The 23752-nt window shown below is 39.3% G+C and carries 18 protein-coding genes and 1 pseudogene; 8 read left to right on the top strand and 11 right to left on the bottom strand.

The genetic code is table 11. From position 1 onward, the window contains the following. Positions 1-116 precede the first annotated feature (116 nt). The 3 genes from AC2D3N_RS08485 (at position 117) to AC2D3N_RS08475 (ending at position 3927) form a co-directional block, all read left to right on the top strand. Complete coding sequence (locus tag AC2D3N_RS08485; protein WP_484693349.1) at positions 117-3125, top strand: type ISP restriction/modification enzyme; 3009 nt, start codon at positions 117-119, stop codon at positions 3123-3125. A 153-nt stretch (positions 3126-3278) separates the two neighbouring features. Continuing rightward, on the top strand, positions 3279-3701 hold the full coding sequence (locus tag AC2D3N_RS08480; RefSeq protein WP_079676834.1) for a putative toxin-antitoxin system toxin component, PIN family: 423 nt from the start codon (positions 3279-3281) through the stop codon (positions 3699-3701). Between the two features lie 7 nt (positions 3702-3708). Further along, on the top strand, positions 3709-3927 hold the full coding sequence (locus tag AC2D3N_RS08475; RefSeq protein WP_484693348.1) for a toxin-antitoxin system HicB family antitoxin: 219 nt from the start codon (positions 3709-3711) through the stop codon (positions 3925-3927). A 151-nt stretch (positions 3928-4078) separates the two neighbouring features. Here the strand turns inward: AC2D3N_RS08475 and AC2D3N_RS08470 are convergent, their stop codons facing one another. Together AC2D3N_RS08470 and AC2D3N_RS08465 are read right to left on the bottom strand one after the other, a co-directional pair. After that, on the bottom strand, positions 4079-4558 hold the full coding sequence (locus AC2D3N_RS08470) for a flavin reductase family protein (protein ID WP_079676836.1): 480 nt from the start codon (positions 4556-4558) through the stop codon (positions 4079-4081). Positions 4559-4615: 57 nt separating this feature from the next. Further along, entirely contained in the window at positions 4616-5749 is a 1134-nt protein-coding gene (locus AC2D3N_RS08465; RefSeq protein WP_079676837.1) for a succinylglutamate desuccinylase/aspartoacylase family protein, read from the bottom strand. Between the two features lie 154 nt (positions 5750-5903). Between AC2D3N_RS08465 and AC2D3N_RS08460 the strand changes: the two genes are divergently transcribed. From AC2D3N_RS08460 to AC2D3N_RS08450, 3 genes are all read left to right on the top strand, one after another. After that, the gene (locus AC2D3N_RS08460; protein ID WP_079676838.1) at positions 5904-8594 is read left to right on the top strand and encodes a DEAD/DEAH box helicase; all 2691 of its coding nucleotides are present in this window, start codon (positions 5904-5906) and stop codon (positions 8592-8594) included. A gap of 340 nt (positions 8595-8934) precedes the next feature. Further along, on the top strand, positions 8935-9327 hold the full coding sequence (locus AC2D3N_RS08455) for a helix-turn-helix domain-containing protein (protein ID WP_484692500.1): 393 nt from the start codon (positions 8935-8937) through the stop codon (positions 9325-9327). Beyond that, complete coding sequence (locus AC2D3N_RS08450; RefSeq protein WP_484692499.1) at positions 9285-9881, top strand: IS630 family transposase; 597 nt, start codon at positions 9285-9287, stop codon at positions 9879-9881. Before AC2D3N_RS08455 ends, AC2D3N_RS08450 begins: the two co-directional genes overlap by 43 nt. Here the strand turns inward: AC2D3N_RS08450 and AC2D3N_RS08445 are convergent. From AC2D3N_RS08445 to AC2D3N_RS08420, 6 genes are all read right to left on the bottom strand, one after another. Next, the gene (locus AC2D3N_RS08445) at positions 9876-10802 is read right to left on the bottom strand and encodes a hypothetical protein (protein WP_484693347.1); all 927 of its coding nucleotides are present in this window, start codon (positions 10800-10802) and stop codon (positions 9876-9878) included. The genes AC2D3N_RS08450 and AC2D3N_RS08445 overlap by 6 nt on opposite strands. A 69-nt stretch (positions 10803-10871) precedes the next feature. Further along, positions 10872-11693 (bottom strand): metal ABC transporter permease, encoded by an 822-nt coding sequence (locus AC2D3N_RS08440; protein ID WP_079676840.1) that lies wholly within the window; start codon positions 11691-11693, stop codon positions 10872-10874. A 138-nt stretch (positions 11694-11831) separates the two neighbouring features. Continuing rightward, positions 11832-12842 carry an adenosyl-hopene transferase HpnH gene (gene hpnH / locus AC2D3N_RS08435; protein WP_484693346.1) on the bottom strand — a complete coding sequence of 337 codons (1011 nt, stop codon included), beginning with the start codon at positions 12840-12842 and terminating at the stop codon, positions 11832-11834. Positions 12843-12960: 118 nt separating this feature from the next. Then, entirely contained in the window at positions 12961-13941 is a 981-nt protein-coding gene (hpnA, locus tag AC2D3N_RS08430; RefSeq protein ID WP_484693345.1) for a hopanoid-associated sugar epimerase, read from the bottom strand. 66 nt (positions 13942-14007) lie between these two features. Then, entirely contained in the window at positions 14008-16761 is a 2754-nt protein-coding gene (locus tag AC2D3N_RS08425) for an efflux RND transporter permease subunit (RefSeq protein WP_484693344.1), read from the bottom strand. Between the two features lie 348 nt (positions 16762-17109). Beyond that, on the bottom strand, positions 17110-17469 hold the full coding sequence (locus tag AC2D3N_RS08420; protein ID WP_484693343.1) for a hypothetical protein: 360 nt from the start codon (positions 17467-17469) through the stop codon (positions 17110-17112). A 16-nt stretch (positions 17470-17485) separates the two neighbouring features. Here AC2D3N_RS08420 and AC2D3N_RS08415 point away from each other — a divergent pair, with 16 nt between their 5' ends. Further along, positions 17486-18190 carry a YdcF family protein gene (locus AC2D3N_RS08415; protein WP_484693342.1) on the top strand — a complete coding sequence of 235 codons (705 nt, stop codon included), beginning with the start codon at positions 17486-17488 and terminating at the stop codon, positions 18188-18190. A gap of 337 nt (positions 18191-18527) precedes the next feature. Next, positions 18528-19541: an IS701 family transposase gene (locus AC2D3N_RS08410; protein ID WP_484691139.1), complete on the top strand. Its 1014-nt coding sequence runs from the start codon at positions 18528-18530 to the stop codon at positions 19539-19541. A 117-nt stretch (positions 19542-19658) separates the two neighbouring features. On the opposite strand, the pseudogene AC2D3N_RS08405 reads toward AC2D3N_RS08410, so the two are convergent. From AC2D3N_RS08405 to ilvB, 3 genes and pseudogenes are all read right to left on the bottom strand, one after another. After that, positions 19659-19958 (bottom strand): annotated as a pseudogene (locus AC2D3N_RS08405) (AAA-like domain-containing protein); the annotation flags it as partial. A gap of 127 nt (positions 19959-20085) precedes the next feature. Next, the gene (locus AC2D3N_RS08400; RefSeq protein WP_079676853.1) at positions 20086-21615 is read right to left on the bottom strand and encodes a YifB family Mg chelatase-like AAA ATPase; all 1530 of its coding nucleotides are present in this window, start codon (positions 21613-21615) and stop codon (positions 20086-20088) included. 203 nt (positions 21616-21818) lie between these two features. Further along, positions 21819-23702: a biosynthetic-type acetolactate synthase large subunit gene (ilvB, locus tag AC2D3N_RS08395; RefSeq protein ID WP_484693744.1), complete on the bottom strand. Its 1884-nt coding sequence runs from the start codon at positions 23700-23702 to the stop codon at positions 21819-21821. Positions 23703-23752 lie beyond the last annotated feature (50 nt).

The following is a 23752-nucleotide window of genomic DNA, read 5'->3' as shown; positions in this document are numbered from 1 at the left end:
GTCTCCCAACCCTCTTTGCGCCTGGGTTGGGAGACCCAACCCCTACAGGTTTTGATCACAAATCCTATACGGATTGCTATATTTTGATCAATAGGTTTTGAGGATCGGGGCGATTTATGTCTAAACTTTTGATTCATCAATATTATAATACCGTTGATCAAATTATTCAATATGGGGGAAGTCGCAAAGAAACTTCAATCCGCGTGGCGTTTCAAAATCTGTTAAATGACTATTGTAGAAGCAAAGATTTTATCTTAATTCCTGAGTTAGAATACAAAACCAAAAAGGGAAAACCTGTATATCCCGATGGGACAATTAAAGATACTCTCAGATTAGATTATGGGTATTGGGAAAGTAAGGATCAATATGATAATTTAGATTTAGAAATTGAGAAGAAACTGGCGAAAGGTTATCCCGATGATAATATTTTATTTGAAGATTCCCAAACGGCGGTTTTAATTCAAGGAGGAGGGGAAATTCTGCGGGTATCCATGGAAGATGCGGAAGCATTGGATACCGCTATTAACGCTTTTATTAACTATTTACGTCCAGAAGTTCGGGATTTTCGAGACGCTATTAGCCATTTTCAAGAAGATTTACCGACCATTTTAACAACGTTGCGATCGCTAATTGATCAACAGTCTATTAGTAATAAACCCTTTCAACAAGCGCGGGATAAATTTTTGCGGGTTTGTCAAGATTCTATTCACCCAGAAATTAGTTTAGAAGATATCCGAGAAATGATGATTCAGCATATCTTAACCGAAGATATCTTTATTAATATTTTCAATGAGTCCCAATTTCACCGAGAAAATAATATTGCTAGTCAGTTACAAGCGGTGATTGAAACTTTTTTCACCGGGGCGACCAAACGCAATACTTTAAGCACTATTGAGCGTTATTATGCGGTTATTCGACGCATCGCAGCTAATATTTATAACCATCACGAAAAGCAAAAATTCCTGAAAGCAGTTTATGAGAATTTCTATAAAGCGTATAACCCAAAAGCGGCGGATAAGTTAGGAATTGTTTATACTCCTAATGAAATTGTCCGGTTTATGATTGAGAGTACGGATTATTTATTGCATAAACATTTTGGTAAAATTTTAGCGGATAAGGATGTGGAAATTTTAGATCCCGCCACGGGGACGGGAACATTTATTACTGAATTAATTGAATATTTACCTAAAGCTCAATTACCCTATAAATACGAGCATGAAATTCATGGTAATGAAGTGGCGATTTTACCCTATTATATCGCTAACTTAAATATTGAGTTCACCTATCTGCAAAAAATAGGGAATTATGCCGAATTTCATAATATTTGTTTAATGGATACTTTAGATCATACGGTTTTTGCGGATAAACAGTTAGATTTATTCTCGATGACGGTGGAAAATACCGCTAGAATTAAACGACAAAATGATCGCAAGATTTTAGTTATTATGGGAAATCCGCCTTATAATGCTAATCAACAAAACGAAAATGATAATAATAAAAATCGCGAATACCCCGCGATTGATAAACAGATTAAAGCTACTTATATTAAAGAAAGTACCGCGCAAAAAACTAAACTTTATGATATGTACTCCCGATTTTTTCGATGGGCTTCTGATAGATTAGGAAAAAATGGTGCTTTGGCTTTTGTGACTAATTCATCTTTTATTGAAGCACGAAGTTTTGATGGTTTTAGAAAGGTAGTTAGTCAGGAGTTTAGTTATATCTATATAATTGATTTAGGTGGAGATATTAGAAAAAATCCCCAACTTTCGGGAGCTAAACATAATGTTTTTGGCATTCAAACTGGGGTAGCGATTAGTTTTATGGTCAAAAAATATTCAAACCAGAAAAATGTACCTTGTCAAATTTTTTATACTCGTCGAAATGAATTTGATACAGCCGAGGAAAAACTAAATTTTTTAGCGTCTATCTCTTTTGAGCAGGTTGATTTTGCTCATGTTACTCCTGATGATAAAAGTAATTGGATTAATTTAACAGATAATGACTTTGATAGTTTATTACCTTTGGTTGCTCAAAAAAATCAAAATTCTATATTTAAGTTAAATAATCCAGGTATATCAACAAATAGAGATTTATGGGTTTATGATGTAGAAAAAAGCAATTTGATAAATAAAATCAATTACATGATTAAAACCTATAATAATCTTTTAGATGAAAAGAACAATAATTATCCAGAAATAATTAAATGGAGTCATGTATTAAAAAAAAGATTTGCACGAGAAACAAATTTTAGTTTTTCTTTGGAAAAAATCACAAAAGCCTGTTACAGACCATTTTATAAAGTATTTTATTATGGGGATTTAGATTTAAGTGACTTGCTAACTGAGTTACATTTTTTAACTTATGGAAAAAATTTAAAACAAAGTAATTTTGTAATTAATTTTACTGGCCCAAATTCTCAAAAACCCTTTATGGTATTAATAAATAATTGTGTTAGTGATTTACATTTTGTAGGTGCTGCTGCTGCAACCCAATGTTTAACTTTATATATTTACACTGAAAATAACGAAAAAATCGATAACATTACCGACTGGGGGTTAACTCAATTTCAAACCCATTATAACGATAAAACTATAAAAAAAATTGATATCTTCCATTATACCTACGCTGTTTTACATCATCCCCTCTATCGACAAAAATACGAACAAAACCTAAAACGGGATTTTCCCCGTATTCCCTTTTATGATAATTTTCCACAGTGGGTAACTTGGGGAAAACAACTGATGGAACTTCATATTAACTATGAAACCATTAACCCCTATCCCCTAACCCGGGTTAATAGTTCGGAAACCGAAATCACCAACCCCAAACCCAAATTAAAAGCCGATAAAATCAAAAATGAAATTATCCTTGATACCGTCACCAGCTTAACCGATATTCCTAAAACCGCCTGGGACTATCGCCTAGGAAATCGTTCGGCGTTAGAATGGATATTAGACCAATATAAAGAGAAAAAACCCAAAGATGAAACTATTGCCAAACAATTCAATAATTATCGATTTGCGGACTATAAAGAACAGGTGATTAACTTATTAATGCGGGTTTGTACCGTTAGTATAGAAACCGTTAAAATTATTCAAGCCATGGAAACCCATCAACATTAATATATAGTAATCCTCAATAGGTTGTAACATTTTAATACTGATATGAAACAGTCAAAAGTATTATCCCTATTCCCTGTTCCCAGATCCTTTAATTAATGTTAACTTACAAAGAACGGAGTCAAAAGATGATAGAATATATGCTATTATTAGCTTATGTCTAGCAAACTTGTAATTGACACCAACGTTTTTGTCAGTGCCTTAATTAGCCCTTCTGGAGCAAGTCGCGCCGTACTTCGTGCCTGCTTACAAGGGAAGTATAAACCCCTGATGGGAACAGCATTATTGATGGAGTTTGAGTCAATCCTGGGGCGATCGGAGGTGATGGCACGCTGCCCAATATCGAAAGCTGATATTGAAGTATTGCTTGCTGCTTTGATGTCAGTAAGTCAATGGGTTCAGGTTTATTATTTATGGCGACCGAACTTGAAAGATGAAGCGGATAATCATCTAATTGAATTGGCGATCGCGGGTAATGCAGAGGCAATTGTTACCCAGAATATTAAAGATTTCCAAAGGGCTGAACTTCTCTTTCCCCAGCTTTCTATTATTTCCCCGGAAGCATTGATTACGGAGTAATTACAATATGGCAACTTTAACGATTCGTTTATCTGATGACAAACATTTCCGCCTGAAGGCTTTAGCTGAATCTCGCGGCATTAGTATCAATAAGCTTATGGAAGAATTATCAACGTTTGCGATCGCTGAGTTTGATGCTCAGACACGATTTCAATCTTTAGCAATGCGGGGCGATGTGGCACAGGGTTTAGAAGTTTTGGATCGGTTGGATGCCTTAAATCAGTAGAGAGTCTGGTTAGCAGATGTTAGCTTGGCAACAGTTTTGTCAAGGGGCGGTAATTCGACATAATGGGGTTATAGTATTGTTTAACTTCTCCCCCCCACCCCTCCACAGGTCAAGGGGAGAAGAATTCTTAAATCTATCTGTGTTTCCCTACCTATCCCCCATAATTCCATCCCGTGCTGGCGAGGTTAAGAATTTCCGCTTCTTGATGAACACCGGCGGCGATGACTTCCCCGACAAATACCGTATGGTCGCCATGTTCAACGCAACCGACCACTTGACATTCCACATAACCCAAGGCGACGGAAATAATCGGACAACCGGTTTCTCCTAAGTAAAATTCGATGTCTTCAAATTTGTTTCCCACTCGATGTTGGGGTTTAAAGAATTTCTGGGCAATGTCTTTTTGGCCTTCTGCCAGGAAACTCAGGGCGAACACACCACTGGTTTTAATCATGGCATGGGATTTAGAATCATTTTTAACACAGTTGACCACTAAAGGTGGTTGAAAGGAGGCTTGTGTCACCCAACTGGCGGTAAAACCATTGACTTCCTCTCCCTCTTTGACTCCACAAATATAGAGGGCGTGGGGAATTTTACGCAGAATTGTTTTTTTAGCGGCTTCGTCTAACACAATGTTAATGGGATATTTAGTGGTTTTACAGAAATTAGTTTAACAAAAAACTAGGATTTAAGACGGCATTACCCCTAAAACATAATCCCATTGATTTACGGAATGATTTTTGCTGATGTCGAAAATGAGTCCGTCCCCTTCGGCGCAAACCTCCCGAATTTGGGGTAATTCTCCAATTTTATTGAAACTCAAAATAGTATAGAGTTTCTGATTTTTATGAACGGTTTCCCCTAGTTTAACATAAAATTCAATCATGCCTCCGCCGGGGGAATAATAGCGTTGAATTGTGTTTTTAGGGGTAAGATTAATCCGATGATTTGGGGTGGAAGCTAAGGGGAAATCTTCGATGGATAACAGTCCTTTGGTCGCCAAATAATTTTTAATTCCCCTAATTCCTTTCTGCACAGATTCGGGATTCATTTCCAACCCCGAACCCAGTTCTAATGTCCAAGATTCAATCTCAAATCTGATATTTTTTCCCAGTTTATTTAATTCGTGTTCTAAGGCTAACCAGGGCTTCATAAAGGCTTCATCAAAGGCATCCCCATCATAATCATTCATTAATATTCCTGTATCCAATAGAAAGGCATTAGCACTTGCTTCTCGACTATGAAAACAATATAAATAGTCGAGGGCGTTATGGGTTGAACTGTGTAAATCAATCACATAATCAGCATCTAGGGCTAGGTTTTGGAGTTGATAGCGATAATAATTATTGTAGGAAACTCCTGGGGAACTCCTGATGGATTTAGCCAGTTGATGGAATTTATTTAAAATAGTTTGACGATATTTTTCTTGAATTTCATCTGGTTCTAAATCCTGATAATCTTCTGCAAATTCGCCAATATCGGCTCCGGTTTTTTCATAATCCCAAAAAATTCGATTCCAGTCTTTGCCATCATAGAGATTATATCGACCGGAGGAAAAATAGTGCGATCGCTGATTCACTCCCAAAGGATTACAAACAGGAACTAATAAAATTTCTCCCGTTAACTGAGTCTTATCCAAGGTGATTAAAAAATTAATTAAATCCCTAATCACCGCATTTCCACTAATTTCAGCCCCGTGTAAATTAGATTGTAAATAAACCTTTTTTCCTGGATTTTCGCCTGTAAACTGATAACTTTGAATAAATAATTGATCGCCAGAAGCGAGTTGAATCAAGGGAATAGTTGAAATATTAGGAATCATAAAATCATTAAAAATTAGGGTAATTTAATTCAATCATCAGTTAACTGATAACTGATGACTGATGACTGATGACTGATCCATTGTCTCTTTTGAAAAAAATCTATGCTATGATGGTGATTTTAACCTTAGAATTAGTCTTATTATTTATATTCCTGTGTCCTACTCTACCGAAAACAATCCCTCCCTGGATCTCAACGCCCTATTTCCATTTTCCCTGGATGAGTTTCAATGCAATGCCATTACAGCATTGGACGGGGGAAAGTCCGTTGTGGTTTGTGCGCCTACGGGTTCGGGAAAAACCTTGGTAGGAGAATATGCCATTCATCGGGCTTTAGCGGGTAATAGGCGGGTCTTTTACACTACACCCCTAAAGGCGCTATCCAATCAAAAGTTTCGGGATTTTCGAGAACAGTTTGGGGCGGACAAGGTAGGGTTATTAACGGGGGATATTTCCGTTAACCGGGATGCGGCCGTGGTGGTGATGACCACGGAGATTTTCCGCAATATGCTCTATGGTACACCGATTGGAGAAGTCGGAACTTCCATGGAAGCGGTAGAAGCGGTGGTTTTGGATGAGTGCCATTATATGAATGACCGCCAACGGGGGACGGTTTGGGAAGAATCGATTATTTATTGTCCCCGGGAAATTCAATTGGTGGCACTATCGGCAACGGTGGCCAATAGTGAACAGTTAACCCACTGGATTTCCCAAGTCCATGGCCCCACAGAATTAATTTATTCTGACTTTCGGCCAGTACCGCTACAATATCATTTTTGCAATAATAAAGGCTTTTTTCCCCTATTGGAAGACTCCCTGAAAAGAATTAATCCTCGCCTCAAAGAAAAAAAAGGTATCCCCCAACGGGGTAGACGCAATGATATTCCGAATTTAACCGCCGTCATCTCCCATCTACAAGAACGGGATATGCTGCCTGCTATTTATTTTATCTTTAGTCGGAAAGGTTGCGATCGCTCCGTTGGAGAAGTGCGTCATTTATCCTTAGTGAATGAAGCCGAAACTGCCCGCTTAAAAGAACGAATTGATGCGTTTTTAGCCTCAAGTCCTGAAGGCATTCGTCCCGAGCAGGTCGAAATTTTATATCGGGGAATTGCCGCCCACCACGCGGGACTTTTACCAACTTGGAAAGGGTTAGTTGAGGAGTTATTTCAACAGGGATTAATTAAGGTGGTATTTGCCACGGAAACCCTTGCCGCCGGGATTAATATGCCCGCGAGAACCACCGTAATTTCTAGTTTATCAAAACGCACCGATGACGGTCATCGCCTGTTAAAACCCTCGGAATTTCTGCAAATGTCGGGACGGGCGGGACGGCGGGGCATGGATACCGAAGGCTATGTGGTGACGGTACAAACCCCCTTTGAAGGGGCAAAGGAAGCAGCCTATTTAGCGACATCTAAACCCGACCCCTTAGTCAGTCAATTCAGCCCCAGTTATGGCATGGTGTTGAACTTATTACAACGGCATAGTTTAGAAAAATCTAAGGAATTAGTTGAACGCAGTTTCGGACAATATCTGTCTACAATTAATTTAATTCCCACTCAACAGGAAATAGAAATCCTGCAAGCAGAATTATCGTTAATTGAAGCCCAATTTGGCTTTAGTGGCGAACAAAATATGGCATTGTTGGAAGAAACCCTAGCCAGTTTTGAAAAAGTTTATGAGCGCCTGCGAGAAGAACGCCGTTTATTAAAACTCCTACAACAGCAAGCCGAAGATGGCCGAATGCACCGGATGGCCAACTTAATGGATATTGCCCCATTAGGTACAACGGTTGGGTTACGGGGAAAAAATGTTCCTACGGCCCGCAAACTGGAGTCTGACCCCATTCCCGCCGTGTTAGTCGCCAAAACCCCCAGTTCGGGACAGGTGCCCTATTTCCTCTGTTTGGGACGGGATAATCGCTGGTATGTGGTGAGTGCCTCTGATATTGTGATTCTGCAACCTGATTCTAAACGGTTAAATGTAGATTATCTGGAGATTCCTAATATTCCGTTTAAATTAGGTCAATGTCGTAAAGGGGACGAGTTAACCGTAGCCATTACCCAACAAATTCCCGAATTAAATATACCCGAACCGCCTCCAGAAGTCATTGCTCAACAGGAACAAGTCGAACGATTAGAGTTAGAATTAGACTCCCATCCCATCCATGAATGGGGTAAACCGAATAAACTGTTAAAACGGTGGCAACGCTGGGCAGAATTAAATGAAATGATTGAAGAAATGCGAGCGGAATTAGAAGAAGATTTAGCCCGTCATTGGGATGAATTTATGGCTTTAATTTCAATTTTGCAATACTTCCAAGCCCTAGATGAGTTGAAACCAACGGACTTAGGACAGGCCACCGCCGCCCTGCGGGGAGATAACGAATTATGGTTAGGGTTAGCCTTAAAGTCAGGGATTTTTGACCAACTCGACCCCCATCATTTAGCAGCGGCCTGTGCCGCTTTGGTTACGGAGGTTTCCCGTCCCGATAGTTGGACGCGCTATGACTTATCGGAGGAGGCGGAAAACGCCCTAGGACAGTTGCGCCATCTGCGTCAGGAATTATTTAAACAGCAACGACGGTATCGGGTGGCTTTACCCATCTGGTTAGAACGGGATTTAACGGGTTTAATTGAGCAGTGGGCCTTAGAAACCGATTGGTTGGAGTTAGTGGCAAATACCAGTTTAGATGAAGGAGATATTGTCCGAATGTTCCGAAGAACTTTAGATTTTCTCTCTCAAATTCCTCATGTTCCTTATTTAAGTGAATCTTTGAAAAAAAACGCTCTGCGCGCCCGTCAGTTGATAGACCGATATCCAATTAATGAGGCAGTAGACTAGGTTTTGACATCCTCCTCTACCTCCTCTACCTCCTCTACCTCCCCTGCCTCCCCTGCTCCCCCCGCTCCCCCCGCTCCCCCTGCTCCCCCTACTCCCCCTGCCTCCCCTGCTCCCCCTGCCTCCCCTGCTCCCCCTGCTCCCCCTGCTCCCCCTGCTCCCCCTGCCTCCCCTGCTCCCCCTGCCTCCCCTGCTCCCCCTGCCTCCCCTGCTCCCCCCGCTCCCCCTGCTCCCCCTGCTCCCCCTACTCCCCCTGCTCTCCCACTCCCCTACCTCCCCCTACATACAGCGGTTCCCGCTGTAATGGGATACACTAAAGTAATAACAAAAATATGATTTGTAAATGAAAGCATTCTCAATAGATTTCCGGCAAAAAATAGTGACAGCACATCTGGTGGAAAATCTATCCATTAGAAAAGTAGCAGCTAAATTCTCTGTCAGTAAAAGTTTAGTCCAAAAACTGGTAAAACAACAACGAGTTGATGGAAATTTACAACCCAAGAAACCCGGGAAACCACAGTTTAGCCATCTCAAAAATGCTGAAGCAGATTTAAGAATAATGGTAGCCGACAATCCTGATGCAACTTTACTGGAATTTTGCGAATTATTTGCAGCCAAGACAGGGAATTGGGTCAGTCGAAGTGCTATGTCTGCCTGTTTACAAAAATTAGGATTAAATCGTAAAAAAAAACAATGCGGAGTAGCCAAGCTGCCACAGAAAGAGTTCAAAAGTTAAGATTAGATTACTGGGAAAAAGTCAAAGATATAGATCCTATCAACTTAGTATTTCTGGATGAAACTGGCGTGATGCTAGGATTGGCAAGAACTCATGCCCGCTCACAACGAGGAACAAGAGTATACGATTTAAAACCTTTTTATCGAGGGTCAAAAGTAACGGCTATTGGAGCAATTAGTATTAAAAAAGTCCTAGCATTGATGACGATGGACAATTCCATGGACGGAAAAGCTTTTGAAGTATTTGTTAAGAAATTTTTAGTTCCTGAATTGTGGCCAGGAGCCGTAGTAGTAATGGATAACTTACCAGCCCATAAACTAGCTTCAGTTACAACTATGATTGAAGCTGTTGGTGCTAAAATTCTTTGTTTATCACCCTATTCTCCTGATTTTAACCCCATTGAATTATGGTGGTCTCAACTTAAGTCTTTCTTACGAAGGTTGGCTCCAACTACAGCAGAAATGGTTGATACCCTAATTGCCGTTGCACTCCATTTAGTCAATCCTCAACATTTAAGAAATTGGTTTGCTAATTGCTGTTACTGTACCTCATAACAGCGGGAACCGCTGTATCTCCAATTTCGCCCCCGTAGCGCAGGCTTCCTCTGCCATTCCTAACGCCACACCATCAAACACAGGGGCGGCCCATTGTCGCCCGGCTTGAATTGACCCCGCCCGTTGAATAATTTCTGCGGCTTGGGCAACCTCAATAATCGCCACTTTAGGATTATATTCCGCCGCCCTTTCAATCATCGGATGCCAAGCCAAAGAATGACCCTCACGATTATTTTTCCCCCCTCGAACTCTCGGCCCAATATTAACTAAACCCTGCTGTTGATAAAACCCAACTAAACGATTTTGAATGCGATATTCCCACCATAAATCCCGTTGATGGAGTCCGGTAACTAACATTTGAGCACCCGGACGGGGGTTAGCAGCATTCGCAACATTAGCATCGGCTGTTAAAACCACCGTTTGCACCGAAGTATTTCCCTTATGAACTCCGGCAATAAAATGTTCTAAAGCCTGGAATCCATCTATATTTTCTCCATACATAGAAATCGTCGGAGTTAACACATAAAATCCTAACGCTTCTAACCGTCGTTTCATTTCTTCAACGGTAATTGAATTCCAAATTCGACCCACGGAAACACCGTTAACACTTGCCCCGGATTGTACACCATTGCTAGTATATTGCATGGGTAAAATTGCAATTGGTTTATTCGTATTAATTCTTATGGGGGCAACATCAGCATGAGTCCAATTTTCTCCAGTATAATTGTAGCGAACTCGATAAATCCCCTGTCCGGCTTCATATTCATAAGACCGACCATCTTCTAAAATCGCCACGGTTTCTGTCGAGTTGGAGTTTTGACACGCAGAAACTGAACTCGGACAGTTAAGATTCTGTGCCGTTGCCGGGTAGGAAAAGCCTAAAATTAGGGAAGTCAAACAAAGTGCAATCTGGGTTTTCATAAATTCATCTAAAGGGTGATTCAAGGTTCAACAGAGGACTTTAGCATAAATCAGGAAAATTGAACCCCATCAGGCTTGTTTAATCATATTTTTTAGGCTTAAACTGAATAAATAAGCGCAACCAGCGACTAAAATAATCGTGGCACCGGAGGTTAAATTAAAAAAGTAAGAAATTCCTAATCCTAGGGTGGTAAAAACCATTCCTAAAATACTGGATAGTAACATCATTTGTTTTAAGTCTTTAACAAATTGTCCTGAAATTGCCGCCGGAATTGTTAATAGGGCAATTACCAAAATTAAACCGACAACTTTCATCACCATCACCACTGTTAGGGCAATGGCAACTATTAACATTAGATAAAGTTGGTCTACTGGTAAATTCCGAGTTTCGGCAAAAACTGGGTCAAAAGAAATGGCAACTAATTCCTTATAAAATAAAAGAATCATCCCCCCAATTAAAATATTTAATATTAACATCAAAATTAAATCCGATGGAGGGACGGTTAGAATACTGCCAAATAAATAACTCATTAAATCCACTTTATAACCTGGGGTTAAGTCGATAAAAATAATCCCAATTGCCATTCCTATTGCCCACATTACACCAATAATAGTATCTGCCCGTTGTTGAGTTTTTCGATATACTAACCCCATTCCTAGGGCGGAAATTACAGAAAATGCGATCGCCCCGAATACGGGACTAAATTTGAAAAAGTAACCCATACCAATTCCCCCATAGGCAGCATGGGCGATTCCTCCACTAATAAAAACAATCCGATTCACAACAACAAATGTTCCAATCATGCCACAGGCAATACTCACTAAAAGTCCTGCCATTAAAGCATTTCTCATAAATTCAAATTCAAATAATTTAATTAATTCTGTTAGCATTATTTTTGATTATATAAAATGGAATAAACCGTTAAGCTAAAGCACGCAACCTAGCGACAGAGGACGCTCGGACTAGAAGGGTTTTACAATGGTTATACAAAAATAGGGCAAGTTAATCATAAACCTACCCGCAACTAATTAAAATAAAGCTCCAATAGAACGCCCCATATTTTCAATTTTCATCGCTTCTATAGCCGCCGTAGGTTCATAACCACAGTGAACCATACAATCTACACATTTAGGATTTCCACTGGATTTACCGTATTGTTCCCAGTCGGTTTTTTCCAATAATTCTTGATAACTGGAATAATACCCTTCATTTAATAAATAACAGGGTTTTTGCCATCCTAAAACACTATAACTAGGACTGCCCCAGGGAGTGCAATCATAGTCTTTTTCTCCGATGAGAAAATCTAAGAATAAAGGATTATGATTAAAATTCCATTGCTTTTTACCTGATTGATAGGGAGATAAAATTTCCCGGAATAAGGCTTTAGTTTGTTCTCGTTTTAGGAAATGTTCTTGATCTGGTGCCCATTCATAACTATAACCAGGGGAAATCATCATTCCATCTAAACCTAAACTTTCCAGAAAATCAAAGAATTTCTGCATTTCTTCCGGCTGAGTTCCCGCAAATACCGTTGTATTGGTTGTCACCCTAAATCCTTTTGATTTAGCCACTTTAATCGCTTTTACTGCAATTTCAAATACGCCCTCCCGATCTACACATTGATCATGATGTGCTTTTAACCCATCTAAATGCACACTAAAGGTTAAATAGGGAGAAGGTTTAAATTTGTCTAAACTTTTTTCGAGCAAAATTCCATTCGTACACAAATAAATAAACTTTTTGCGAGTAACTAACCCCTCAACTATTTGATCAATTTGCGGATGTAATAAAGGTTCACCTCCGGGAATTGAAACCACGGGTGCACCGCATTCTTCCACAGCTTTAAAACAGTCTTCTGGGCTTAAATTTTGCTTGAGAATTTCTTTCGGATGTTGAATTTTTCCACAGCCTGAACAGGCTAAATTACAACGAAATAATGGTTCTAACATCAACACTAGGGGGAATTTTTTTCGCCCCATTAACCGTTGCATAAACAAATATTTGCCGACGGTAATTGCTTGTTCAATTTGAATGGCCATTTTTCTCCTTTTAGATCACGGATTTAGATGGATTTCACGGATTTCGCGGATTTTTAAGGACGGGTTAATCAAGATTTGGATTGATTAAAAAAGATCTGACTGAGCCCGCCCGTATCCGTCAAGAGTCAACTGTTAACATAAACCAATTAACGGCATCTTTCAAGGCGGTTTTAATTGAAGATTGAGGTAAACCCAATTCTTGAACTGCTTTTGAAGCATTATAATACATCGGTTGTCTTGACATTTTAACGCCATCTAGGGGAATAGAAGGTTTTTTTCCTAAATTAGCTAAAATCATTTCATCGACCCAGGCAATGCCCAAGGGAAGCCAAACTGGGATGGTTTTTTCGGGGGCGGGTAATCCGGTTATTTCTGACAATAAATCCAAGAATTGTTTTAAGGTTAAATTCTGATGACCTAAAATATAACGTTCTCCTGTTTTGCCTTTTTCTAAGGCTAGTAAATGACCTTGGGCAACATCTCTAACATCAATAAAATTCAATCCGGTATTCACATAGGCGGGCATTTTTTGGCGGAGAAAGCGTAAAATCAAATCCCCCGTCGGTGTGGGTTTTATATCCCAAGGGCCAATGGGTGTACTGGGATTGACAATCACAATATCCTGACCCAATTTTACCACATTTTGGGCTTCCTGTTCTGCCCAATATTTGGATTTTTTATAATATCCCACTAAATTCTCAACCGAACTTTGATAGGTTTCATTAACAGCAACTCCAGATTTTACCCCAATTGCAGCAACGGAACTGGTATAAATTGTTCGTTCAATTTTCGCTTGCCTAGCGGCGGCTAAAATATTACGAGTGCCGATAATATTATATTGTTGTAATAGGTGTTTATCTCTTTGCCAAAGAGAATAATGGGCTGCACAATGAAATAGAACCTTACAGCCTTTTAAAGATTGAGATAAGTTGGCATCTGTTAAGTTTCCTATAACAATTTCAACCTCTAAATTTTTTAAGTTATCTAAATTACTCTCAGGACGAACCAACACCCGAACCGCATAGTTATTTTTCAATAACGATCTAACTAAATTCGCCCCAATAAACCCCGTACCACCCGTTACAAATACTTTGATCATCTCTCTGTTTTCTCCTAATATTTGATTCCCCTAAATCCCCCTTATTGATGGGAAATTTAATATCTTTTATTTGCCTGATAAACTTTGTTTATTAAATCGTTTTTTTATCTTCAAACCTTCATCTTCTAAAAACGTATTTAAAACCGGAACAACAATTAAACTTAATAAAGTAGATGTAATTAAACCCCCAATAATCGCCACGGCCATCGGTTGTCTTAATTCTGCCCCTGCTCCTAATCCTAAAGCAATCGGTAACATTCCTAAAACCGTCGAAGCGGTGGTCATCATAATCGGTCTTAAACGGACAACTCCCGTCTCAATAATTGCCTGATTTCGACCCATGCCTTTTTGACGTAATTGGTTGATATAATCCATCAATAATAATACATTTTTATCTAATAATCCCAAGAGAAAAATTAACCCAATTAAAGAGATAATCCCGAAATCACTTTGGGTAATTAATAAGGCTAACATTGCTCCAGCTAGAGACAAGGGAAGGGTTAACCCCACCACCGTCGGTTCGACCCAACGACCAAATAATAGAAATAGTAACCCTAACATACAAATCACTGAAAACAAAAGCGTGACTAAAAAACTATTTAAAACTTGACCAATTCTGGCGGAATCTCCGGTTAATTTTACGGTGACTTCATCGGTTATTAAAGTTTGAGCAATATCCATTACTTGATTAGTCGCATCTCCTAATAATTGACCTTGGCTTAAATTCGCCGTCACATAAGCCGCTCGTTGACCATTAAATCGTTCAATCTGGTTAATTGTATTGGATGTATTGTCTTCTCCCGTTGCCCGAACATCAACAAAACCGGGTAATTTTGTGACTTTTTCTTGAATGGTTTTAGCTATATTATTTAATTTCGGAATATCTTCTCCTAGCAATACAATTTGCAGGGGTTTTTCATCCCCTGTTTCTACAAATTGAATATCTTCCACACTGACGGTAACATTATCAATGGGAGGTAAATTAGAACGAATTTGATCTTGAGCTTCTAAGGTAGTTAATTGACGATTATTTTTCAATTTGACATAAATTCTACCTCGATTTGGTTGCCCTTTAATCCCAATAATACTAAAGGCTTTTTCCACATCAGGAGTTTGTAAAATAACCGCTTCTATTTTTGTGGCGGTTGTGCGAGTTTTTCTCAGAAAAAGTTGAATGGGATTTCTCGCTAAATCAGTTAACCAGTCAAAAGCTCCTGGCTGTTGAAAAATATCGTTGGAGGGAGAGGAGACGCGCCGTGGCTCGTCTCTACGGGGTTGAGGTTGAATATTGGAAATTTGAGGCAGAGGATAGGAATAATTAATTACAAATTCTCCCCTATCGAGTCGCGGTAAAAACCCCTGTGGGACAAAAGGAATTAAGGCTAAACCCACAATAAAACTCAAAATAGCGATTAGAATAACTCGTTTTCGGTGGGTGAGTGACCATTGCAATAATCGACGATAATTTTCGATAATTGGGTTGGGTTTTGGAGTATAATTTTCCGGTCTATCTTTTGCGGGTTTTAACCAATAAACTGCTAAAACTGGAGATAACGTTCTGGCGACTAATAATGATATAACCACAGCCGAAGAAATAGTCAAAGCAAAGGGTTTAAAAAACTGTCCTAACGCATCTCCCATAAAGGCTACGGGGAGAAAAACTGCTACAATTGTTAAGGTAGAAGCTGTCACCGTTAACCCAATTTCATCTGTTCCTTTAATTGCTGCTTCTCTGGGTGTTTCTCCGGCATCAATTAACCGGGCAATATTCTCCACATCAACAATAGCATCATCTATGACAATTCCAATTACTAATGCTAAGGCTAATAAGGTTATCGTTTCTAAGTTAAATCCAGCAATTGCCATCACAATGCAGGTTCCTAATAAAGAAGTGGGAATGGCTAAAGCGGTAATTAAAGTTGCTCTAAAATTTCTTAAAAATGGGAAGACAATTGCAATAGCTAAAACAACGGCTAATAATAATTCATTAATTGTAGAACGGGTGGCTTTTTTAATATAATCTGCTTGGGTTTCTGCTAAAATTATCTTGACATCGCTTAAGTTTTTTTGGAGACTATCAATTGTATTTTCAACCTGATTAACCACTTCTAAGGTATTAGCATCACTGCGTTTTACCACTTGAACTGCTAAGACATTTTCACCATTATATCTAACCAAAGTTGGCGGGTCTTGAATTAGGGTTTGAGAACTGGATAAGGAGGCGATATCCTTTTTGGCTTCTCGACTTAATCCATCCCCCAAGAGATTAACTTTTAATACCCCTGGTAAAGCTTTTAGTTGGGGAATAATTGCACTTTTAGTAATTGTGGTTAATTCTTTTAAGGTTTTGCTTTCGCTTTTAATCGCGTAGGTAATAGCTGTTGATTCGTTTAGGTTTAATGGAATTATATTGTAGGTTGTTTCAAGAGGTAATCGAATGGTTTTTAAAGCTGTTTCTACTTGATTTGTTGAGGATTCTAAACTCGTACCCACTAAAAATGCCAAACTAACAATACTGCGTCCGGCATAGGTTGATGAACGCAAATCATAGACTCCTGGAATAGATTTTACCCCCGTTTCAATCGGTAAAGTCACTTTTAATTCCGTATCCGTTGCCGTGGAAATTGGTGTAGTGGTACTCACAACTACAACCGGAAACGTCACCTCTGGAAATAGGGCATATTTGAGATGACTAAATGCCAAAATTCCTGCTATAATTACCCCAATCCAAAACCCAATTGCAATTCTAGGATGAGCGATACAAGCACGAGAAATATTGAACTGTTCTCGCATAGAAGGTTTTAGCGGAGACTGAATCATAGGAGGTATTGATAATATATGATTATTAAACTATTTATTGTAAACTATTGAGGGAACACCGAAACACCGAAACACCGAAACAGGGGTAATACTTCTGGTTGTTTCATATTAGTATTAAAATATTACAGCCTCGGCGCGAGTTGCTATAGCTATAGCAATCCGTGTAGGATTTGTGATAAAAACCCGTAGGGGTTGGGTCTCCCAACCCTCTTTGCGCTTGGGTTGGGAGACCCAACCCCTACAATAAAATGCTACAACCTATTTAGGATTGCTATATGAAGATTTAAACTCTATTTTCCAGCGAGTGAGGACGCTCGCACTGCAATATTTTTTGGATTTTATATTAATTTATTGGAGCAATTTTTCAGCACATTCAATCCCCACATCCACAAACTCATCGGGGGATTTTTTTGTCTTTTGAGCTTGGGTATAAATTTTCAGAAACTGCTCAAAACTGTACCGAGATTGAAATTGGTTAATAGTACACTGACAAACCACTTTCGCCTGTTGTTGGGTTAAACCTTCTTGAACACTGCGTTGACTACAACTACTGATATAAGTATTAACAATTTCTTGGGGATATTGATATTTGGGTTTGGGTTGAGTAGAATTATTTTGAGCCAGAGTCGAAACCGGATAAAGTCCTAAAGCCAAGAATAATATAAAATACAACAGACGAACAACGACAAAAGGACTGATAATATTCATAAAGGATTGGTTTTAAATGAATTGGCGACCATTACAATTAAAACATAAATTGTGCCTAAAAATTTTACTGCTAGGGACAATTATTATATTAATCACGCTGTCGAGTAGTATTTGGCATCAATTCCAGAAGCTATCTGTCGCCTCCCAACAACCTGTGGATACATTTTTTGTCCTGGGGGGAAGTATTAAACGGGAAATGTATGTCGCCCAACTAGCAAAACAAAATCCCGATATTCGGATTTTAATTTCAACCGGATCAGATGATCCCTGTATTTTAAAATTATTTCAAATACAACAAGCACCAACACAACAGGTTTGGCTAGAAAAGTGTGCAAATTCTACTTTTGATAATTTTTTTTACAGTCAACCTATTCTGAGTAAATGGCAAGCTCGTCATATTAAATTAATTACCTCTCCCACCCATTTACCCCGGGCAAAATGGATGGCTCAAATTATGTTAGGAGCCCATGGAATTTGGGTGGATGTGGAAACAGTAAAAGAAACCGGAGTTCCCGCAAATCGGGAATTGTGGCTAAAAACAGGAATAGATATCACCCGAACTTTTTTATGGGCGTTAGCAAGTCAAGTGATTCAACCTTCCTGTTCTAATCTAACTCAACTTGAAGGGGTAAATCTGAAAAACTGGTGTCAGGAAAAATTCTCCTGTGAATATCAAAGTGGTATTGACCGAAAATCAATTTGTCAGGAAAGGGAGCCCTAATTAGACCTTAACTTTACATACGCTTTTGACAAAAAAGTCCCCCAACCTTTTATCCCATCGGTTTTACAAGCCTTAAAATTTCAGCACTCAATGTAAAGATTGAGTTAAAGATTTAATAAAAATCATCGGAATCTGCTTCAATTTGGGAACACCCTGGATTAGACAGGACTTACGCAAGCACACTATATATGGTGTGCGGTAAGCCAGCGAACGCTGCCAATTATTCAAGTATTTGCGCCAGCAATATAAAATTTAGACACAAAAATCATACTGATTGACAGATATTTAACAGTCAATATTTATGCTAAACTGATTAAGTTAACTTGGGGTGAAAAATATGTCGTTTAGCCAATTAGATTACTGCCAGTATCTATTAAGCAGTCCAAACAATTATACTTTAAATAACTTAGCCAACCACTTAGAAAACGTTAGCCATGATACCATAAACCGTTACTTAACCAAAGAAAATTTTACCTCGGAATCTTTGTGGCAAAATGTCAAAAAAGATATCCAAATAAGTGAAAATAGTGCGATCATTTTTGATGATACAGTGCTGGATAAAAGGTTTGGGGAAAAGATTGAATTAGTCCGTCGTCAATATAGCGGAACAGAACATCGTGTACTGTCAGGTATTGGGCTGGTTAACTGTGTTTATGTTAATCCAGAACTAGGTTTATTTTGGGTAATTGATTATCGCATATATCAGCCAGAGTATGATGATAAAACCAAACTAGATCATGTAGCTGATATGTTGAATAATCTGGTGACAGAAAAACAACTCCCCTTCGCAAAAGTCCTGATGGATAGTTGGTATGGGTCACAAAAACTAATGGCAATGATTGACGAATTAGGAAAAATTTATTATTGCCCATTGAAAAAGAATCGTTTAGTAGATGACACAGGAGGAAAAGAAAAATACCAATCAATTGAAAAGTTAAACTGGTCTAATACTGAAGAAAAATCAGGGAAGTTAATCAAAATCAAAAATTTCCCTAAATCTCATAAAGTCAAGCTATTTCGGGTTATTGTTTCTACCAACAGAACGGAATATGTAGCAACTAATGACTTAACTCAAGCATCCACATTGGATACGAAAAAAACCTGTGCTATTCGCTGGAAAATAGAGGAATTTCATCGAGAAATTAAGCAGTTAACAGGGATTGAATCTTGCCAGTGTCGTAAAGCTAGTATTCAAAGAAATCATATTGCTTGTGCCATTTTAGTTTGGAATCAATTGAAAAGATTAGCTCATCTGACTCAGAAAACAGTCTATCAGTTAAAAGCTGAATCTTTGTCAAGTTATTTAATCAAAGAATTGAATTTTCCTTCGATAAAAATGGAACTTGTTTGATTGTTTTGGGTTTATTTTTAAATAAATAATCAGGACTTTTTGGGACGATTGCTATTATCATTGGTATGCGATCGCCTACTTTTGACACTCTATATATAGCGTGCTTGCGTAAGTCCTGTCATATAAATTCAAACTACTAACAATACTATCAATAATTCCCGCATACCATTCTGCCGATGTAATATCCGCCGTCCCAATAGCTGTTAAATCAATAGAAACACATAAAACTCCTGCATCTTGTAACCTTTGCATTGTGCGGACTCGCAAGGAAGATTTTCCCATTTGTCGGGAGTTTAACACATAACAAAACTTTCCTGCTTTCAATGCTTGATACAGGTCTTCATCCGCTTGTCGTTTAATATAGGTAGGAGCATCAACGGGTAAACTCCCACCCACTTGATAAATGGAATAGGACATAGGATAAACAGGAAATTTTGCCAGGTATAGAGGAAACCACCACTATTGTTTTAAGTCCTAAATGTTTGCTACCTATAAACAATAGTAATCTGTAAAAGACGGAATGACAACAAATTACCTCTACAATTTACTGCATTCGATCAATAGTTCGGTATTGAATAGCCTCCGCAACATGGGCAGGTTTAATATTATCTTCCCCCGATAAATCAGCAATAGTTCGACCTACCTTTAAAATCCGATCACTTGCCCTGGCTGATAATCCTAATTTCCTAATCGCATTTTCTAATAAACTCTGTCCGACCGTATCCAATTGACACCATTTTTGAATATGGCGACTCTGCATTTCCGCATTTGATTTTAACTGGGGTTCATCTTCAAATCGTTGGCGGGTGCGTTCCCGGGCTGTGATCACTCGTTGTCGAATATTAGCAGAATTTTCACCTTGAGATTGTTGTAAAATTTCCTCTGGTTTTAATCGATTAACAGCCACTTGTAAATCAATCCGATCCATCAATGGCCCCGATAATTTTGCCCAATATTGCTCTCGATGACGAGGCGAACAAGTACAAGGTTGAATAGTATCCCCATAATAACCACAGGGACAGGGATTGGTACTCGCTACTAAGGTAAATTTAGCCGGAAAAATTACCGATTGTTTGGTGCGAGAAACCGTCACAAATCCATCCTCTAAAGGTTGTCTTAAAAACTCTAAAACATCCCGTTTAAATTCTGTCAATTCATCAGCAAATAAGATCCCTCGGTGAGCCAAAGAAATCTCCCCTGGTTTCGGATAGGTTCCTCCCCCAACTAAAGCCGGGCCAGAAGCGGAATGATGGGGACTTCTAAAGGGGCGATCGCTCACTAAAGTTCCCCGATTTTTTAATAGTCCCGCCACCGAATAAATCCGAGTCACTTCTAAGGATTCTTCAAAACTTAACGGGGGTAAAATCCCGGGTAAACGCCGGGCTAACATGGTTTTTCCACTCCCTGGCGGCCCAACAAAAATTAAATTATGTCCTCCGGTTGCCGCAATTTCTAATGCCCGTCTAGCGTGGGCTTGTCCCTTAACTTCACTTAAATCTAAGCCAATTGTTGTTTTTTGAGATAATAAATCCGTTGCGGTTAATTGAACAGGTTGATAAGCACTGGGATGATTTAAAAAATCCGTCACATCTAATAAACTTTTAAATCCATAAACTGATAATCCCTGCACAACGGCCGCTTCTTGAACATTATCTTCAGGAACAACTAACCCGGTAATTCCCATTTTTTGGGCTGCTACGGCGATCGGAAGTACCCCGGCAACGGGTCTTAATCCACCGTCTAAACTCACCTCTCCTAAAAATAAAAAATCCCCCAATAAATCAGCCTTAATTTGTTCTGATGCGGCTAAAATCCCAATACTAATGGGAAGGTCAAAACTCGGCCCTTCTTTGCGTAAATCCGCCGGAGTTAAGTTAATTACAATATTTCGCATCGGGAAATGGTATCCGGCATTTTTTAAAGTTGCTTTTACCCGCTCTCGTGATTCTTGAACCGCCGCATCGGGAAGTCCCAACACCATAATTTTAGGCAGTCCCCCGGAAATATCAACTTCCACCCCGACTTTAACCGCATCAATTCCAACAATAGAGGCACTCCAAACCCTGGCTAACATGGTTTTTAAGTTTAATAATGGGTTCTATTTTTATCAGTTGACAATTGATAATTAACAATTGACAATTAGTTAATTAGGTTGAAAACCTCCTTTTTTAAGAGGAAAAAATTAACAATTTTTCCTGATTGTCAATCCTCTCACTTTAGGGAGAGGTAATTGTTAACTGTCCATTGTCCATTGTACATTGTCAATTGTTGAAAGATCTAAGCTAACACGAAATCCGTCGTTAATTGTGTTCCACATTCTGAACAACATTTGTGATTAATTGGATTGAGTGTGCCACAACTTGGACATACTAATCCTTGAGGATTGGTTTGGGTAATCTTCGATTTTAAACCCATCATATCATCATTCCCATGACCTGGAGCGACCATGGGAAAACAGTCTTCATTCCGAGTGACCCGCACATCTAATAACATGGGGCCGTCATAAGTTAATAATTCAGCGATCGCCCCCGCTAAACTTTCCCGCCGAGAAATATTCAATGATCTAATATTATAAACATCGGCTAATTTAGCAAAATTGGGACTGCCTTTTTCTAAATTTGTTGCTTCATAGCGATCATCATAAAATAAATGTTGCCACTGGCGCACCATGCCTAACCAACCATTATTTAAAATAATCACTTTGATTCCCACATTGTATTGAGAAATAGTTCCCAATTCCTGCATATTCATCTGAAAACTGCCATCCCCACTAATACAAATTACTTGTTCATTGGGTAAGGCAATTTTTACCCCCACCGCCGCCGGAAGTCCATAGCCCATGGTTCCTAAACCCCCGCTAGAAATCCACCGTCGCGGCCCGGTTTTGAGGAATTGAGCCGACCACATTTGATGCTGTCCGACATCGGTGGTATAAAAAGCATCGGGGGCTTGACGAGCAATTTCTACAATCACTTCTTGAGGAGAAATTCCGGTTTCCGGTTGAGAAATTTCCAAGGGATATTCTAAGCGCAGTTGGGCTAAATGTTCACACCAACTCTGATTTTTTTCGGGATTAATACTATCCCCCAACTCATGGGCGTGACGCAACAAATCCACTAAAACTTGACGCACATCTCCGACAATGGGAATATCGGGTTGGCGTGTTTTTCCCACTTCCGCCGGATCAATATCAATATGAATCACTTTGGCATTTTTAGCAAAGTCATTGCCTTGACTCGCCACGCGGTCATCAAAACGTACCCCTAAAGCGATTAATAAATCACATTCAGCCACGGCAAAATTAGCGTAGGCCGTGCCGTGCATTCCCAACATTCCTAAACATAAAGGATGATTTTCATTGAATATTCCTTTCCCCATTAAAGTCGTGGTGAGCGGAATTTGAAATCGTTCTATTAATTCTTGAATTTCGCCATGGGAATTGCTAATAATTGCTCCCCCGCCGACATATAATAAGGGTTTTTTTGCCTGTTGAATTAACTCTAAGGCTTGATGAATTTGGCGGGGATTTCCTTTCACCGTTGGCTTATATCCAATTAGTTTAACTTGACCGGGTTCAACGGGACGATAATCAATCTTAGCAATGCCCACATCCTTGGGAATATCAATTAAAACTGGCCCGGGTCGGCCACTATTGGCCAAGTGAAAGGCTTCAGCTACAATCCGAGAAATATCCGCCGGATTTCTCACTAAATAAGAGTGTTTAACAATGGGTAAAGTGATCCCATAAATATCAATTTCTTGAAAGGCATCACTCCCTAAAGACCCCCGGGGCACCTGTCCGGTAATGGCCACCATGGGCACGGAGTCCATGTAGGCCGTTGCCAAGCCTGTAACGAGGTTGGTGGCTCCGGGGCCAGAGGTGGCCAAACAGACCCCCACCCGACCCGTTGCCCGGGCGTAACCATCGGCGGCGTGGGCGGCAGCTTGTTCGTGGCGGACTAGAATATGTTGGAGATCTCCTGCCTGTTCTGCTCGATAAAGTTCATCATAAATCGGTAAATTTGCCCCGCCGGGATAGCCAAAAATATGTTTAACACCGTGACGTTTGAGACTATCAACTAAGGCAAACGCGCCTGAAACTTGTTGTTGATTTTGCATATCTTTCTCCTGAGAATTAGAAACTCTCGGTTGACGATTAATTAACCTAACAAAAGGATAATTTTGTAATGAATTATTGTTTTATTTTTGCT

The organism is Planktothrix sp. PLAVEN19ND (assembly GCF_057220675.1).
Note: the sequence above shows the minus strand (reverse complement) of the source record. Positions and strands in the feature narration are given on the sequence as shown.

Bases quoted from the DNA above. Each gene is read 5' to 3' on its own strand.
- AC2D3N_RS08455 (WP_484692500.1), top strand. From the start codon at position 8,935: ATGAAAGCATTCTCAATAGATTTCCGGCAAAAAATAGTGACAGCACAT.
- AC2D3N_RS08425 (WP_484693344.1), bottom strand. From the start codon at position 16,761: ATGATTCAGTCTCCGCTAAAACCTTCTATGCGAGAACAGTTCAATATT.
- AC2D3N_RS08420 (WP_484693343.1), bottom strand. From the start codon at position 17,469: ATGAATATTATCAGTCCTTTTGTCGTTGTTCGTCTGTTGTATTTTATA.
- AC2D3N_RS08415 (WP_484693342.1), top strand. From the start codon at position 17,486: ATGAATTGGCGACCATTACAATTAAAACATAAATTGTGCCTAAAAATT.
- AC2D3N_RS08475 (WP_484693348.1), top strand. From the start codon at position 3,709: ATGGCAACTTTAACGATTCGTTTATCTGATGACAAACATTTCCGCCTG.
- AC2D3N_RS08480 (WP_079676834.1), top strand. From the start codon at position 3,279: ATGTCTAGCAAACTTGTAATTGACACCAACGTTTTTGTCAGTGCCTTA.
- AC2D3N_RS08445 (WP_484693347.1), bottom strand. From the start codon at position 10,802: ATGAAAACCCAGATTGCACTTTGTTTGACTTCCCTAATTTTAGGCTTT.
- AC2D3N_RS08410 (WP_484691139.1), top strand. From the start codon at position 18,528: ATGTCGTTTAGCCAATTAGATTACTGCCAGTATCTATTAAGCAGTCCA.
- AC2D3N_RS08485 (WP_484693349.1), top strand. From the start codon at position 117: ATGTCTAAACTTTTGATTCATCAATATTATAATACCGTTGATCAAATT.
- AC2D3N_RS08450 (WP_484692499.1), top strand. From the start codon at position 9,285: ATGCGGAGTAGCCAAGCTGCCACAGAAAGAGTTCAAAAGTTAAGATTA.
- AC2D3N_RS08465 (WP_079676837.1), bottom strand. From the start codon at position 5,749: ATGATTCCTAATATTTCAACTATTCCCTTGATTCAACTCGCTTCTGGC.
- AC2D3N_RS08440 (WP_079676840.1), bottom strand. From the start codon at position 11,693: ATGCTAACAGAATTAATTAAATTATTTGAATTTGAATTTATGAGAAAT.
- hpnA (WP_484693345.1), bottom strand. From the start codon at position 13,941: ATGATCAAAGTATTTGTAACGGGTGGTACGGGGTTTATTGGGGCGAAT.
- hpnH (WP_484693346.1), bottom strand. From the start codon at position 12,842: ATGGCCATTCAAATTGAACAAGCAATTACCGTCGGCAAATATTTGTTT.
- AC2D3N_RS08400 (WP_079676853.1), bottom strand. From the start codon at position 21,615: ATGTTAGCCAGGGTTTGGAGTGCCTCTATTGTTGGAATTGATGCGGTT.